Genomic DNA, 15,680 nt, shown 5'->3' on the forward strand with positions numbered 1-15,680 from the left:
CTGATAGAAACAGAAGCCACTGGAGCACCTCAAAAACACCATCATACACTAAATCAGTAAGTTGGCAGCATCACCCGACATAAACTTGCTGGAATATATTTGCTGTCGGCATCGCCTAATAACACTTTAAGCGGTGCATCAATCGAAAATACCAGTGCGGCAACTTGCCCCAGAGTGTTCGCAATAGCATAAATCACCATTAAGGTATTACCCATATTGTAATACTCCCCCAGCTTCTGGAAGGCGTAATACTGACCGTTAGTCATCAAATCATCGGGAATATTGCGCGAGTCAAACATCATCCCCATCGCCAGTGAGCCGAGAATCGCACATACTGCTACCATGCCCGCCAGACACAACATCCCTTTTGGAAATTCTTTTCCTGGGTTGCGTGTTTGGTTAACGTAAGGAGAAATCTTCTCAGCACCACCAACCGCAAAAACCAGCATTGAAATGGTGGTAATGTAGGTGAAATCGATATGTGGTATGAATGTTTCCCAGGTAATATTAGTAGTCGCAATATGCACTTCAGTAATCGCAGGCGCGGTTACCGCCATCGCCACATAGAGGAGCGACATGACAAACATCGCAATCCCTGCCACTGAACCAACAATTTTCAGTGACTTCATGCCTCGGGAGGCAACCCACATAAAGAAGATAAACAGCACCAGCGTTAACCCCTGTAACGCTACGACCGAATATTCTTTGATTAACGAACCATCGCCTTTCATCGCCCAACCGAGCGCGATCAGTATTGCCTGTGGTTTTTGTGCCAAATAAGGAATATGCACCACCCAGTAGGTCCATGCTGCAAGGTAAGCCAGCCCTGGCCCCATGGTATGTTTAATCCAGGTACTAACGCCCCCTCTCCCGTCTTTAAAGGTCGAACCTAACTGGCCGACAATCAGGGCATAAGGTGTGAAATAGAGCGCAAAAATAAATACCCATGAAAAAACAACCACCAGTCCCTGGTTGGCATAGTTATTTACAACGTTGCCAAAGCCCCAAACGGTAATAAATGACATCAAAGCAATGTTGTACCATCGCAACTGTTTTTCCTGAACGTTCCCAGCCATAGTTCGATCCTTCGCCAATATTTAATGGATATTTCGAAAACGAGGAATTATGCGCGGCAAACAAGACGTGCGGAAATAGCGGAATGCAAAATTATAACCTGCTGCACACTTTATTTTTTAACGAATAAAATTTGCTAAAAAATAGTTGTACAGCGGAAACAAAAAACAGAGTGCGAAACAGCCAGTTCACACTCTGCACTCATTCATTTACACGTGAGCAACGGGTTTTGGTGTATGACCGGCGTTGCGAAGCAGCATGAGTAAATAAATAAACGACACACTGGCGATCATGATAAACAGCAGATTATCAGAGAAATTCTGCATTAACATGGCAGTAAAAGACGGGCCAAGCAGACTACCGACGGTATAACTTAACAATAACGCCTGATTCATTGCCACCAGCTGATGATGTTCAACTTTCTCGCAAGCCCAGGCCATCGCCACCGGATAGAGCGTAAAACCGGCTGCACCGAGGATGAACAACGCAGGTGCCATTGCCGCCTGACTTAACATCGCAATACTACCGAGAATGACGACAAATACCTGAACGCGCAGTACCAGCAGGCGACCAAATTTATCTGCCAGACGACCAATTGGCCATTGCCCAAGGATACCAGCACTAACCAGAACCGCCATCCAGAAGCCAATGCTGGCGTTGCTAATCCCTTTATGATTGAGGTACAGCGGCATCAGACCATACAAAGAACCCAGAACGATTCCCGAGATAATACAGCCGTTCACGCCAAGCCGCGCCTGACGAAGTTTTAGCATTGACGTAATTGGCGTCGAAGCATGGTTCTCAGCCTGCTGATTCACGATACGAGTAAACAGCAGCGGCAAGATCCCTGCCAGGGTCAACCCTGTAGCCCACGGCAATACGCTCATCAACTCGGTTGAAACTTTACTGAGCAGTAACTGGCCTAAAAACGTCCCCACATAATAAACCATCATATAGGCGGCAAGTAACCGCCCACGGTTACGTGACGTACCGCTGCACATCAGCGCGCTTTCTACCACCACCCAAATCATGGCGCAACCAACGCCTGCGACGAAACGCCAGGCTAACCAGCTCCAGAAACCAATCATCAAGCCAAGCCCGGCACAACCCGCAGCAAAAATAAAGGAAGCAAGGTAATAGCTGCGATTAAACCCAAAGCGTTTAATGACATACCCTGTCAGTAAAGTACCAACCAGGTTGCCGGTAAAATAAGACGAACTGACGACGCCGACCTGCCATGTGGGCAAGTGTACCTGGGCGAGCCATAGCGGCACGAGTGTATTTAACACCGCGATCGCCAGAGTCAACAAAAGTAGGCCAGACAGCAAAAGCATGACAGGCCGGGTATACGTGGACATGAATGAAAACCGTGAGGAAGTTCAAATTTCATGCGCATCATGCCACCGCCAAAAACATTGTCAATGGGTGAAAATACGTACATAACGCAGCGGCTGTATTATCGATTTATATTACTCATTCATAACACTAATAACGAAAAGATAATCAGTCTCATCTAATTGTTTTTATTGATCTAACATAACGTTCATATGTTTAGTTCAGTCGAAAAATTTCATGGTCACTGCAAACCTGAATTTCCCGTCTATGCTTTCAGGGCAACGCATCGCGTCTGAACGATTTCAGGCGTACCACTGACTCTCGAAAGGAGAAGAGAATGACCAAACCGTATGTTCGTCTCGATAAAAATGATGCTGCTGTTTTGTTAGTTGATCACCAGGCCGGTTTACTTTCCCTCGTGCGGGATATTGAACCTGACAAATTTAAAAATAACGTGCTGGCGCTGGGTGACTTAGCCAAATATTTCAATCTACCCACCATTCTTACTACCAGTTTTGAAACCGGTCCTAACGGCCCATTAGTCCCTGAACTGAAAGCACAGTTCCCGGATGCACCGTATATTGCCCGTCCGGGAAATATTAACGCCTGGGATAACGAAGATTTTGTTAAAGCGGTCAAGGCGACAGGTAAAAAGCAGTTGATTATCGCCGGAGTGGTCACCGAAGTTTGCGTAGCATTCCCGGCGCTTTCGGCGATTGAAGAAGGTTTCGATGTCTTTGTGGTGACTGACGCGTCAGGAACCTTTAACGAAATTACCCGGCATTCGGCATGGGATCGTATGTCACAAGCAGGGGCACAATTGATGACGTGGTTTGGTGTCGCCTGCGAACTGCACCGTGACTGGCGCAACGATATCGAAGGTCTGGCGACGCTGTTCTCTAACCACATTCCTGATTATCGTAATTTGATGACCAGTTATGACACCTTAACGAAACAGAAATAAAAGAAAACCGGGGCCGAGACCCCGGTTATAAACATCTTAGCTGGCAACGGCCATCCCCACAGTCATATGCAACCCGTAGAACACGCCGCGCCCGATTAACTCACCAGCCAGAAGCAGGATGAATGACACGGAAAGCAGCGATACAGCAGGCTGAGAACCTTTTAACTGCGGTACAATCCACAAGCACAGTGCCACGGCGATAAGCACAATCCGCCAGGCCATCAGCGCACCGTAATCCGGCACTAACGCCACTGCCTGTTGTACAGAAGAGTGAATCGTAGCGAGTTCAGCCCCCTGCATCACAGACATTACGCCGCTCACCACCAGCGCCAGCACTGAAATGGCCGGAAGTAAACGCATCACCCAACCATTAACCCCCGCCAGACGCAGTAACAAATATCCCAGCAGCGGGCCTCCCATAAACATAGTCAGGAAGAAGCCCATCGGTGTCCAGATGCTGTACCAGGTCGGTACGGTATCGATGCTGTTATAAACTCGCACCATCATCCAGACAAACACCACGCCGAGAATCATCGTCACCACCAGCCACAGCGTGCGTAATGCCGGTGACAGTTTTTTCAGCACTGCCAACAACCAGCCGATGCCACCTACGGCAAAAAAGATCGAACCACTGGCGATTTCATTACTCAATGCCGAAGAGCCAACCCGGTTGAGTGAGTTAAAGGCGCGCATAGGTGAGCCAAGGTGAAGCATTGAGGCGATAAAGCCAATGCCCATCAGTACCCACAAGCCAAACATACAGGTAATCACCCGCTGTTGGGTATCAGCCCGAAGTTCGCCTTTCAACAAGGCAAATGCCAGAACGATAAAACCGCCCACGACGCACTGCCCGAAGACCGTGAAGATCATCAACGGCCATTCATGCCATCCACTTCCCATCTCACACCTCCTTCGGATTTGCCAGATAGCCAGTGGTATCCCCGGTTGGGCGGCTGTTGGCGTTAGGTTTGATCACAATATTCGGTTTGGTAAAGTGCGCTCGTGGCAATGGCGCAACAGCCGCCAGATCACCATGTTTTTTACGCAGCTCGTCGATAGGGCCAAAATCCAGCGCCCGCAGCGGACAAGATTCAACGCAGATCGGCTTTTTACCTTCCGCGACACGGTCATAGCAACCATCGCATTTGGTCATATGCCCTTTGGTTTCGTTATACTGCGGTGCGCCATACGGGCAAGCCATATGGCAGTAACGACAGCCGATGCACACATCTTCATCAACAACGACAAAACCATCTTCACGTTTATGCATCGCACCGCTCGGGCAGACTTTGGTACACGCCGGATCTTCGCAGTGATTGCACGAAATCGAGAGATAGTAGGCAAATACGTTCTGATGCCAGACACCGTTATCCTCCTGCCAGTCGCCACCAGCATATTCATAAATGCGGCGGAAGCTGACTTCAGGCGTCAAATCTTTGTAGTCTTTACAAGCCAGTTCGCAGGTTTTGCAACCGGTGCAACGGCTGGAATCAATAAAAAATCCATACTGGGTTGTCATCGGTTACTCCTTACACCTTTTCAACCTGAACAAGGTTTGTATGCGACGGATTCCCCTTGGCGAGAGGAGACGGACGTTGAGTGGTCAGTACGTTGATACAACCGCCCTTATCGACACGTTTTGCATCCGGGTCATACCAGGCGCCTTCGCCCAGTGCGACCACGCCCGGCATCATTCGTGGCGTCACTTTCGCCTCAATATGAACTTCACCACGATCGTTAAAGATCCTGACCTTATCGCCGTTGCTGATACCACGTTTTTGCGCATCAAGCGGGTTGATCCACATTTCCTGGCGGCAAGCCGCTTTCAGCACGTCTACGTTGCCGTAGGTGGAGTGAACGCGAGATTTATAGTGGAAACCTGTAAGTTGCAGCGGATACTGTTTGTTCAGCGGATCCTGATAACTTTCAAAGCCCGGCGTGTAGATCGGCAGTGGATCGATCACGTCGCCTTCTGGCAATTCCCAGGTAGCGGCAATGTCAGCCAGCGCCTGCGAATAGATCTCAATTTTGCCTGATGGCGTGGTCAGTGGATTAGCCTGCGGATCTTCACGGAAGGCTTTATAAGCAACGTGATGCCCTTGTGGGTCGCGCTTTTTAAAGATCCCCTGCTGGCGGAACTCTTCAAAGGTAGGCAACTCAGGAATCGCTTCCCGCGACTGGGCATACAGATGGCGCATCCACTCTTCCTGAGTACGACCTTCAGTAAACTGTTGCTCAACGCCAAGACGTTTTGCCAGTTCGCTGGTCATCTCATAGATGGTCTTACATTCAAAGCGCGGTTTAATCACCTGGTCGTTGAAAATCACATAAGACATATTCCCGCAGGATGCATCCAGCGCAAAGTCCATCTGTTCGGAAGCGGTGCAGTCCGGCAGCAGGATGTCAGCATATTTCGCTGATGAGGTCATGTGGCAGTCGATAACCACAATCAGCTCGCACTTCTTATCATCCTGAAGGATTTCATGGGTACGGTTGATTTCAGAATGCTGGTTAATCAGGCAGTTACCGGCATAGTTCCAGATCATTTTGATCGGCACATCCAGCTTATCTTTCCCGCGCACACCATCACGCAGCGCCGTCATTTCCGGGCCTCGTTCAATGGCATCGGTCCACATAAACATGGATATGCTGGTCTGGATCGGATTTTCGAGAGTCGGCATACGGACAAACGGTAAGCTGTATGAACCTTCGCGCGCGCCGCTGTTCCCTCCATTGATACCAACGTTACCGGTCAGAATCGCCAGCATCGAGATAGCACGGGTTGCGATTTCACCATTAGCGTGACGCTGCGGCCCCCACCCCTGGCTGATAAACGCCGGTTTGGTACTGCCGATTTCACGAGCCAGTTTGATGATTTTGTCTGCCGGAACACCGGTAATTTGCGATGCCCATTCCGGCGTTTTGGCAACGCCGTCTGTCCCTTCACCCAGAATATAGGCTTTGTAGTGGCCATTTTTCGGCGCACTGGCTGGCAGGGTTTTCTCGTCGTAGCCAACGCAATATTTATCGAGGAATTCCTGATCAACCAGATTTTCGGTGATCATGACGTACGCCAGACCGTTAACCAGTGCGGCATCTGTTCCCGGACGAATTGGGATCCACTCATCTTCACGCCCGGCACCGGTGTCGGTATAGCGCGGATCGATGATGATCATGCGAGCATTTGATTTCTGACGTGCCTGTTCAAGGTAATAAGTTACCCCGCCGCCGCTCATTCGCGTTTCGCCCGGGTTATTACCAAACAGCACCACCAGCTTACTGTTTTCGATATCTGACGGGCTGTTGCCATCCGCCCAGCCGCCATAGGTATAGTTCAGACCTTCTGCAATTTGCGCGGAGGAATAATCACCATAATGGTTCAGATAACCGCCGCAGCAGTTCATCAGGCGTGCGACCAGGGTATTTCCCGGTGGCCAGGAACGGGTCATGGTGCCGCCCAGCGTACCTGTACCATAGTTCAGATAGATGGATTCATTACCGTACTCTTTAATCAGGCGCTGCATATTGGTCGCGATAATGTCGTAGGCTTCTTCCCAGCTAATACGCTCGAATTTGCCTTCACCGCGCGCCCCGACGCGTTTCATCGGATATTTCAGGCGGTCTGGGTTATAAACGCGGCGACGCATGGAACGTCCACGCAAACAGGCGCGTACCTGATGCAGGCCGTCGTAATTGTCATCACCGGTATTATCTGTTTCGACGTATTTGATTTCACCGTCCACAACATGCATTCGCAGTGGGCAGCGGCTACCGCAGTTAACTGTACAGGCGCTCCAGATAACCTTCTCGTCAGAATTTGCCGCAATGGCGTTATCGACAGCGTGCGCTATTCGACTAAAAGGTAATGTTAATGCACTGCTGGCCATCGCCAGGCCACCGATCGCTGTCGTTTTAACCAAACCACGGCGACTCACCTCAGCAGCCAATACCGCATCAGGGATTTTCGTTTTCATAATGGCTCACTCAAGCTTGCTCACGATTAATTCCAGTAACAAACCGTATTGTGTAATTATTTTTATAGCTGGCGCTATATAGGTTTGTATACATCGAATGATTTGAAAATCAACGGGATAGGTAGATTTTCACTCGTAAGTAGTATTGCGCTTAAGTAACGAGTAATTATTGTTTGGTATCAAAGGGAGACAAAAAAAGCGCCCGCAGGCGCTTTTTAGATTCAGAAAAATTGGGTATTAGCCAATATATTCCAGTCCGTTCATATATGGACGCAAAACTTCTGGTACTTCAATACGACCATCTGCCTGCTGATAGTTTTCCATTACCGCAACCAGCGTGCGACCAACAGCCAGCCCGGAACCGTTCAGGGTATGAACCAGACGGGTTTTCTTGTCAGACTTGCTGCGGCAGCGTGCCTGCATACGACGCGCCTGGAAATCCCAGACGTTAGAGCAGGAAGAAATTTCGCGGTAGGTGTTCTGCGCCGGGATCCATACTTCCAGGTCGTAAGTTTTGCACGCGCCAAAGCCCATGTCACCAGTGCAAAGGATGATTTTACGGTACGGCAGACCCAGCAGTTGCAGGACTTTTTCTGCATGACCGGTCATCTCTTCCAGCGCCGCCATAGAGTCTTCCGGGCGCACGATCTGAACCATTTCAACTTTGTCGAACTGGTGCATACGGATCAGACCACGGGTATCACGACCATAAGAACCGGCTTCAGAACGGAAGCATGGCGTATGGGCGGTCATCTTAATCGGCAGGTCATCTTCATCAATGATTTCACCGCGAACCAGGTTGGTCAGCGGAACTTCTGCCGTTGGGATCAGCGCGTAGTTACTGGTGTCTGCTTCTTCTTCCAGCGGACGGGTATGGAACAGGTCGCCAGCAAATTTCGGCAACTGACCTGTACCGTAAAGCGTATCCTGATTAACCAGATACGGGACATAGTTTTCACTATAGCCATGCTGCTCGGTATGCAGATCCAGCATAAACTGCGACAATGCGCGGTGCATACGTGCGATCTGCCCTTTCATCACCACAAAGCGCGAACCGGTCAGCTTAACCGCTGCTGCAAAGTCGAGGCCAGAGTGCATTTCACCCAGCGTCACGTGGTCACGAACTTCAAAGTCAAACTCACGCGGGGTGCCCCAGCGGCTGACTTCAACGTTGTCATTTTCGTCTTTACCCACCGGCACTTCATCTGCAGGCAGGTTAGGGATTGTCAGCGCGATATCGCGAATTTCAGCCTGTAAAGCATCCAGTTCGGCTTTTGCTGCATCCAGCTCTTCGCCCAGTTTGTTCACTTCCAGACGTAAAGGCTCGATATCTTCCCCGCGCGCTTTCGCCTGGCCAATGGATTTCGATCGGGAGTTACGCTCCGCTTGCAGGTTTTCCGTTTTGACCTGCAATACTTTACGACGCTCTTCAAGAGCGCCCAGCTTATCTACATCCAGCTTAAAGCCCCGGCGTGCCAGTTTTTCAGCGACTGCGTCTGGCTCATTACGCAGCAGATTGGGATCGAGCATGCTTATCCTGTGCTTATCGAATTAAATGGGAGATGTGGCCACAGCCTGCGACCACAGGGATACAGTAACAACATTACCGCAACGATAACATTAACGGTAGCGTTTTATGGGGCTATTTTGATCCTGTTCAGCCAGCCAGGCGAGCTTTTCGCCAATCTTGCCTTCCAGCCCCCTGTTTGTCGGGAAATAATAGCGTGTTTGTGCTATTTCCGGTGGGAAGTAAACCTCTCCGGCCGCATAAGCGTTTGCTTCATCATGAGCGTAACGATATTCCTGCCCGTAGCCCATTTCCTTCATTAATTTCGTCGGCGCATTACGCAAATGAACCGGCACGTCATAATCCGGACGTTCGCGAGCATCGGCCAGCGCGGCTTTAAACGCCGTATACACAGCGTTGCTTTTCGGTGCGCAGGCCAGGTAAACAATCGCCTGGGCAATGGCGCGTTCGCCTTCTGCCGGACCAACACGGGTAAAGCAATCCCATGCAGCAATCGCTACCTGCATCGCACGTGGGTCAGCATTGCCGACGTCTTCCGACGCTATCGCCAGACAGCGACGCGCGACATATAACGGATCACCACCAGCAGTAATAATTCGCGCATACCAGTACAACGCCGCATCAGGTGCGCTGCCACGCACAGATTTATGCAGTGCGGAAATCAGATCGTAAAAGCGATCGCCTTTGTTATCGAAGCGGGCGCTACGCTCACCGGCGATTTCCGTCAGTAATTCGGGCTTCAGGACACGTTTGCCACTGCCATCGACTTCGGCCATATCCGCCATCATTTCCAGCGTATTTAACGCCCGACGCGCGTCACCATTCACCAGTTCAGCAATCGCACGGCGTGTTTCATCTGGCAGAACAATATCCTGCCCGCCATAGCCGCGCGTTTTGTCTTCCATCGCCTGAGTAAGTACTCGCTCAATATCCTCGGTCGTCAATGATTTCAGCAGATAGACGCGGGCACGTGAAAGCAGCGCCGAATTAAGCTCAAACGAGGGGTTTTCAGTCGTCGCGCCAATGAAAGTGATGGTGCCATCTTCAATATGCGGTAGAAACGCATCCTGCTGGCTCTTGTTGAAGCGATGCACTTCGTCAACAAACAGAATGGTGCGGCGTCCGGCGTTGCGGTTCTGTCGCGCGCGCTCGATCGCCTCGCGAATCTCTTTCACACCAGAAGTAACGGCAGAAATACGTTCCACATCAGCGTTTGCGTAGCGGGCGATCACTTCAGCAAGGGTCGTTTTACCCGTACCCGGCGGCCCCCAGAGGATCATTGAATGCAGGTGCCCGGCTTCGATAGCGCGCGGCAACGGCTTCCCCGCAGCCAGCAAATGTTGCTGACCGATATACTGTGCTAAATTTTCTGGCCGCATACGCGCGGCCAGAGGTTGAAAAGTATTATCCGAAAAATCGAGCGACAGATTGCTCACTCAGGTGCCTCTACTTACGTTGGTCATCTACCGTTACGCCTTGCGGCGGGGTGAAGGTAAATTTCGCTGCATCCACAACGCCATTTTGCTGGGATTTCAGTTGATAACTGCTGCGCTGATCGTCCTGCTCCACCGCGCTAAACTGATGGATTGTGCCGTCACGCCCCACGTTGATGGTGAACTGCTTCAGGTTGCCATTGCTGGATTTCGGCGTGAGGATAAAGTCATCACCATTCTGTTTGATATTGTACTGCTGCCAGTCACTGGACTGGTTGCGGGCAATCAGCATAAACGGCGTATTACCAGTAGCATCTTTCAGCCAGGTTGCCGTAGCCTGCTCAACGAACGGGTTATAAAACCACAGTGTTTTACCGTCAGAAACCAGGATGCTTTCATCAGGTTGAGTCATATGCCAGTTGAATAAGTTAGGACGTTTCACCCACAGATCGCCCTGACCTTCCTGCACCGCCGCACCGCTACCGTCAGTCACTTTTTGCGTGAAGCTGGCGTGGAAGCTGCTGACTTTATCCAGGCGGCTTTTCAGATCGCTTGCGGCATCAGCCCAAACACTGGACGCCACTAAACTTGAGAGTAATGCACAGGTGATGGCAATTTTTTTCATCATTGTTCCTCAAATTACGTCACTCCCAAACGGGAGTTCCCTCTACTCTATTCCAGGCTAATAATCAGCTTGAGGAAAGAAGAAAATACTGAATTTTCAGTTGATAGAGTGCCGAATGCGACGCTATTGCGTCTTATCCGGCCTACACATCCATTAGTCAAACGGCGGTGGGGCCAGCACTTCACGATTACCGTTGTGCCCCTGTTCGCTGACGATCCCCTGCGCTTCCATCTGTTCGATAATACGCGCCGCACGGTTATAACCAATGCGGAACTGACGCTGTACGCCTGAAATTGACGCTTTGCGTTTTTCAGTGACAAACTGCACCGCCTGATCGAACAACGGATCCAGTTCTTCAGCGCCATCGAAACCGCCCGCGCCACCTTCGCTTTCACTGTCGGAGGTGATGCCATCAACATACTGTGGGCGACCACGCGCTTTCCAGTCCTGCACCACGGCATGAACTTCCTGATCCCGAACAAAGGCACCATGAACACGTACCGGCATGGTGGAGTTCGGCCCGGAGTAGAGCATATCCCCCATGCCCAGTAACGATTCGGCACCAGCCTGATCGAGAATGGTTCGTGAGTCAATTTTACTGGATACCGTAAAGGCGATACGGGTCGGAATATTCGCTTTAATCAGACCTGTAATAACATCAACTGATGGACGTTGCGTTGCCAGTACGAGGTGGATACCTGCGGCACGGGCTTTTTGCGCCAGACGTGCAATCAGCTCTTCCACTTTTTTACCCACCGTCATCATCAGGTCGGCAAATTCATCGACCAGAACAACAATATAAGGCTCTTTTTTCAGCACCGGATGCTGAGCATCCATACTGTCGCCCGGTTTCCAGTACGGATCTGGTATTGGGCGCATCATACGGTCAGCTTCAGCAATTTTTTCGTTATAACCCGCCAGGTTACGCACACCCAGCGCAGACATCAGTTTATAACGACGCTCCATTTCGTTGACGCACCAGCGTAAAGCGTTGGCAGCATCTTTCATGTCGGTCACGACTTCCGTTAGCAGATGCGGAATACCTTCATATACCGAAAGCTCCAGCATTTTCGGGTCGATCATGATGAAACGCACATCTTCCGGCTGCGCTTTATAGAGCATACTCAAGATCATGGCGTTCACACCGACTGACTTACCGGAGCCGGTAGTGCCCGCAACCAACAAATGCGGCATTTTTGCCAGATCGGCAACGACCGGATCGCCAGCGATATCTTTACCCAGCACTATCGTTAATGGCGATGGGTTATCGCGGAACTTAGCGTTGTCCAGCACTTCGCGCAGGTAAACGGTTTGGCGTTTTTTGTTGGGTAACTCCAGACCTACGTAAGGTTTACCCGGAATAACTTCAACGACACGAACCGCCACGGTTGATAGCGAACGAGCGAGGTCACGTGATAAATTAGAAATACGCGCCGCTTTTACGCCCGGTGCCAGATTCAGCTCAAAGCGGGTGATAACTGGCCCCGGAGAATAATTGACGACATCGGCTTTAATGCGGAAATCAGCCAGACGCGCCTCTACCAGACGCGCCATTTGCTCAAGCGCAAAGGTATCTACGGGTTCCACTTCGCTCGGCGGCGGCGTCAGCAAATCCAGAGAAGGCAGCGGCGTCGTCGGTTTGTGTAGTGGACGACTGTCGCCATTGCGCATTAACAGCGGATGAAGCAGGGTATCCTGCGACTGTGGCGCTACCGGTTGTTGCGGCTGTTGAACAGGTTCAACAATTGGCGCAAACAGCGGTTCGTGTGGACCATCATCCACTAACGCTTTCATCGGTGAAAATTCGAAATCATCCAGCGAGAACGGATTCGCCCCAGCCGGTTGTTCACCGGAATAACGCTGCTGCTGAGTCTGGGCAAACTGACGAGCCAGCTCAGCCTCTGCCGCAGCATCTGCATCTTCCGCGTTCACTGGCACATCATGTTGATATTGCTCGCCATAGCGTTGCTGCTGCGTCTGGGCGAACTGACGAGCCAGTTCATCCTGCTGCATCGCATCGATTTCATCATCGTTATACTGCCCGCCAGCATCGTACTGGTTGCGCTGGGCTTCACGAGCCTTCTCTTCCGCTGCACGCTGTGAGGGCAGCTTAATGCCATATGACGCCAGTTCACGACGTGTTGGTACGCGGATACGCTTCGGTCGAGGTAACTGCGGGCCAATGCCCTCTTTCACTTGCGGACGCGGCGCACCGCTATTTGCCAGGCTGAAAACAGGCGCAGCAACCGTCGCTGCGGCTCCCGTCGCCAGGGTCGCTTTTTTCACGCCCGATGCCAGCGGTGAAACAGCGGCAGCGGCTTCTACTGGAGGTACTGCTGCAACAGAAGTTGCTTTCAGCGAAGATTTGATCGGTTCTGGTTCTTTAACCGGTTCAGGAATCGGTTGATACCAGGCCGCAAGTTGTTCACGTTCACGGGCACGCTTCTCTTCCACTTCTTCAAAATAGTAAAGCGGCGGACGCGCAGGCTTTGTCTCTTCTACAACAGGCTCAGGTGTCGCGACAGGCTGCTGTTCAACAGGTTGCGGCTGTTGGTACAACGGCTCCTGAACGGCTGGCTGCTGATAAGTTTGCTCAGTCTGGTATGTAGACTGTGGAGCAAAAGCGGATTGCTGCTCTTCGGCTTGCCAGGCGTTACCAGCCACCGGCTGTTCTGGTGCAGGGGCATAATACGGCTGTTGAACAGGTTGTTCCGCAGCAGGTGCGTAAGATGGTTGCTGAACCGGTTGTTCCACAGCAGGCGTATAGTACGACTGCTGTGGCGGTACAGGCTGTTGCAGCGGCTCATTATATTGCACCGCAGGCTGCGAATATTGTGGCTGCTGTGGGTAACCTTCCGCTGCAGGAGCAATAACCGGCTCGCCCGTTTGCGGCTCCGGTACAGGCTGCCAGGCAACAGTAGGTTGCGCAGGTGGAACATCAACAGAGGCAACAGGCGGCGTCTGAGTAACAGGTTCAACCGGCGCGGCCCAGCTTTGCGTCGCCGTGGTTGCAGCCGCTGCGGCAGCAACAGGCTCGGTAATCGGCGCACCATTTAATAAAGGATCGTATTCGTCATACTCTGGCTGCGTTGCACGATTGCCCGAAAACAGGACGTCATCAGGATCGGCTGCTACGCCGCGCGCAGTGTAGGTAACATCGTCTTCATCATCCATCCGCTTGCCGGAGAATAACGCAGCGTCTGTTTGCCGCCCCATCGGATTAATGAATTTTTCCGCCAGGCGTTTACGACGCGCTAGCGCGCCACGAAGAATACGAGCACGGCGCGATTCATGCTGTTTGCCGTGGTTTTCATCTTCGTACTCTTCGTCGTCTTCATACTCATCTTCATCGACCCAGGTATCATCGCGACGGGTGCGATTACTGGCGAAGGTGAGAATGTTTAAAATCCAGCCGCCCAGTTTTTCGGCAATAGTCACCCAGGACCAACCGGTAAACAGCGTCAGGCCAGCTGCCCAGACGCAAAGCAGCGCAATAGTTCCCCCACTGCTGTGTAGCAGAGGCTGCAACGTGGTGCTTAATAAACTACCGATTACGCCACCAGAGGCAAAATACCAGATATCGTCGGCGTTAATGGCTGCCAGACCACAGGAGGTAAGGATGAGCGCCAGCACACCAATAATACGTAACGAAACGGCAAAATAATCAATGTATTCGTCGCTGGCCTGATGACGCCACGCAAACCAACAGCCACCGACAATGATGACGGGGATGGTGTAAGCCATCACGCCAAAAATGAAGAACAGGGTATCGGCCAGCCACGCACCAGGAGCCCCACCTAAATTATGGATAGGCTCATGCCAGGCAGTTTGCGACCAGCTAGGATCCGAAGGGTTAAAACTCAATAAAGCTGCCATCAACCAGACGGCAAACAGGACAATAAGAATCAGCAACGCCTCCAGAAGTCGGCGCCCGCTGCTTAACTTTGTCAATGTGACTTCTTTGTCTTCAGTGTATTCCTGGCTCAAGAAAGGCTCTCCAGGTTACAGGCTTTTCCTGCCCGATGCTAAAACGGACAACAGTACCAGGTTACCCCAGTACTGTTGCTGTATGGATTAACAGGAGTGTAATCAAAATACGCCGATTTTGCACCTGTTCCGTGTTAGCGCGTCTTAATAACCAGACGATTACTCTGCTTGACTTCTTCCATAACAACGTATGTCCGTGTGTCATTGACGCCAGGCAGACGCAGCAGAGTTTCCCCCAGCAGCTTACGGTAAGCTGACATATCCGGCACGCGTGTTTTCAACAGGTAGTCGAAATCACCAGATACTAAATGACACTCCTGAATTTCTTCAAGTTTTTGTACAGCGGTATTGAATTGTTCAAACACATCCGGAGCACCACGATTCAGAGTAATCTCAACGAATACCAGAAGTGATGCATCCAGATAATGCGGGTTCAGCAGTGCCGTATAGCCCTGGATAAACCCTTGTCTTTCCAGCCGACGCACACGCTCAAGGCACGGCGTTGGGGAAAGTCCCACACGTTTAGAAAGCTCGACGTTAGAAATACGCCCATCCTTTTGCAACTCATTAAGAATGTTACGATCGATACGGTCGAGATCTTTGCCAGGGCGCTTCTTGCTATCTACCATTATTATTGTCTCTCTGTATTCCTTCCCTACTCCTGTCTGACCCTGAAAACATCACTGTTCAGAGTCGCTACCCGTCACGATAGACCGAAATCATTAAGATTCACGGCGCGCAATGCCTGGGTCTACGGTGA

General features: G+C 51.1%; 10 protein-coding genes and 1 pseudogene. 1 reads left to right on the forward strand and 10 read right to left on the reverse strand.

What is annotated here, in order from left to right:
- Nucleotides 1-74 precede the first annotated feature (74 nt).
- Nucleotides 75-1,076 (reverse strand): annotated as a pseudogene (locus FC814_RS15875) (APC family permease); the annotation flags it as partial.
- Nucleotides 1,077-1,283: 207 nt separating this feature from the next.
- Nucleotides 1,284-2,432: an MFS transporter gene (locus FC814_RS15880; RefSeq protein WP_000109306.1), complete on the reverse strand. Its 1,149-nt coding sequence runs from the start codon at nt 2,430-2,432 to the stop codon at nt 1,284-1,286.
- A gap of 314 nt (nt 2,433-2,746) precedes the next feature.
- On the opposite strand from FC814_RS15880, the gene ycaC reads away from it, so the two are divergent.
- A complete protein-coding gene (ycaC, locus tag FC814_RS15885; RefSeq protein WP_000165876.1) occupies nt 2,747-3,373 on the forward strand; it encodes an isochorismate family cysteine hydrolase YcaC in 627 nt (208 codons plus the stop codon).
- Between the two features lie 36 nt (nt 3,374-3,409).
- Here ycaC and FC814_RS15890 read toward each other — a convergent pair whose 3' ends face one another.
- The 8 genes from FC814_RS15890 to lrp all read right to left on the reverse strand — a co-directional run bounded on the left by FC814_RS15890 (nt 3,410) and on the right by lrp (nt 15,549).
- Nucleotides 3,410-4,273 carry a dimethyl sulfoxide reductase anchor subunit family protein gene (locus FC814_RS15890; protein ID WP_000534711.1) on the reverse strand — a complete coding sequence of 288 codons (864 nt, stop codon included), beginning with the start codon at nt 4,271-4,273 and terminating at the stop codon, nt 3,410-3,412.
- Nucleotide 4,274: 1 nt separating this feature from the next.
- The gene (dmsB, locus tag FC814_RS15895; protein WP_000213098.1) at nt 4,275-4,892 is read right to left on the reverse strand and encodes a dimethylsulfoxide reductase iron-sulfur subunit DmsB; all 618 of its coding nucleotides are present in this window, start codon (nt 4,890-4,892) and stop codon (nt 4,275-4,277) included.
- Between the two features lie 10 nt (nt 4,893-4,902).
- Nucleotides 4,903-7,347: a dimethylsulfoxide reductase subunit A gene (gene dmsA / locus FC814_RS15900; RefSeq protein WP_137326171.1), complete on the reverse strand. Its 2,445-nt coding sequence runs from the start codon at nt 7,345-7,347 to the stop codon at nt 4,903-4,905.
- Nucleotides 7,348-7,584: 237 nt separating this feature from the next.
- The gene (gene serS, locus FC814_RS15905) at nt 7,585-8,877 is read right to left on the reverse strand and encodes a serine--tRNA ligase (protein ID WP_000886683.1); all 1,293 of its coding nucleotides are present in this window, start codon (nt 8,875-8,877) and stop codon (nt 7,585-7,587) included.
- 90 nt (nt 8,878-8,967) lie between these two features.
- Complete coding sequence (rarA, locus tag FC814_RS15910; protein ID WP_085460577.1) at nt 8,968-10,311, reverse strand: replication-associated recombination protein RarA; 1,344 nt, start codon at nt 10,309-10,311, stop codon at nt 8,968-8,970.
- Nucleotides 10,312-10,321: 10 nt separating this feature from the next.
- Complete coding sequence (lolA, locus tag FC814_RS15915; RefSeq protein WP_105279494.1) at nt 10,322-10,933, reverse strand: outer membrane lipoprotein chaperone LolA; 612 nt, start codon at nt 10,931-10,933, stop codon at nt 10,322-10,324.
- 153 nt (nt 10,934-11,086) lie between these two features.
- Nucleotides 11,087-14,920, reverse strand: coding sequence for a DNA translocase FtsK (gene ftsK, locus FC814_RS15920; protein WP_137326172.1), 3,834 nt, complete (start codon nt 14,918-14,920; stop codon nt 11,087-11,089).
- A 134-nt stretch (nt 14,921-15,054) separates the two neighbouring features.
- Nucleotides 15,055-15,549 carry a leucine-responsive transcriptional regulator Lrp gene (gene lrp, locus FC814_RS15925; protein WP_000228473.1) on the reverse strand — a complete coding sequence of 165 codons (495 nt, stop codon included), beginning with the start codon at nt 15,547-15,549 and terminating at the stop codon, nt 15,055-15,057.
- Between the last annotated feature and the right edge of the window lie 131 nt (nt 15,550-15,680).

The organism is Escherichia sp. MR, from assembly GCF_005280595.1.
Lineage (GTDB): Bacteria > Pseudomonadota > Gammaproteobacteria > Enterobacterales > Enterobacteriaceae > Escherichia > Escherichia ruysiae.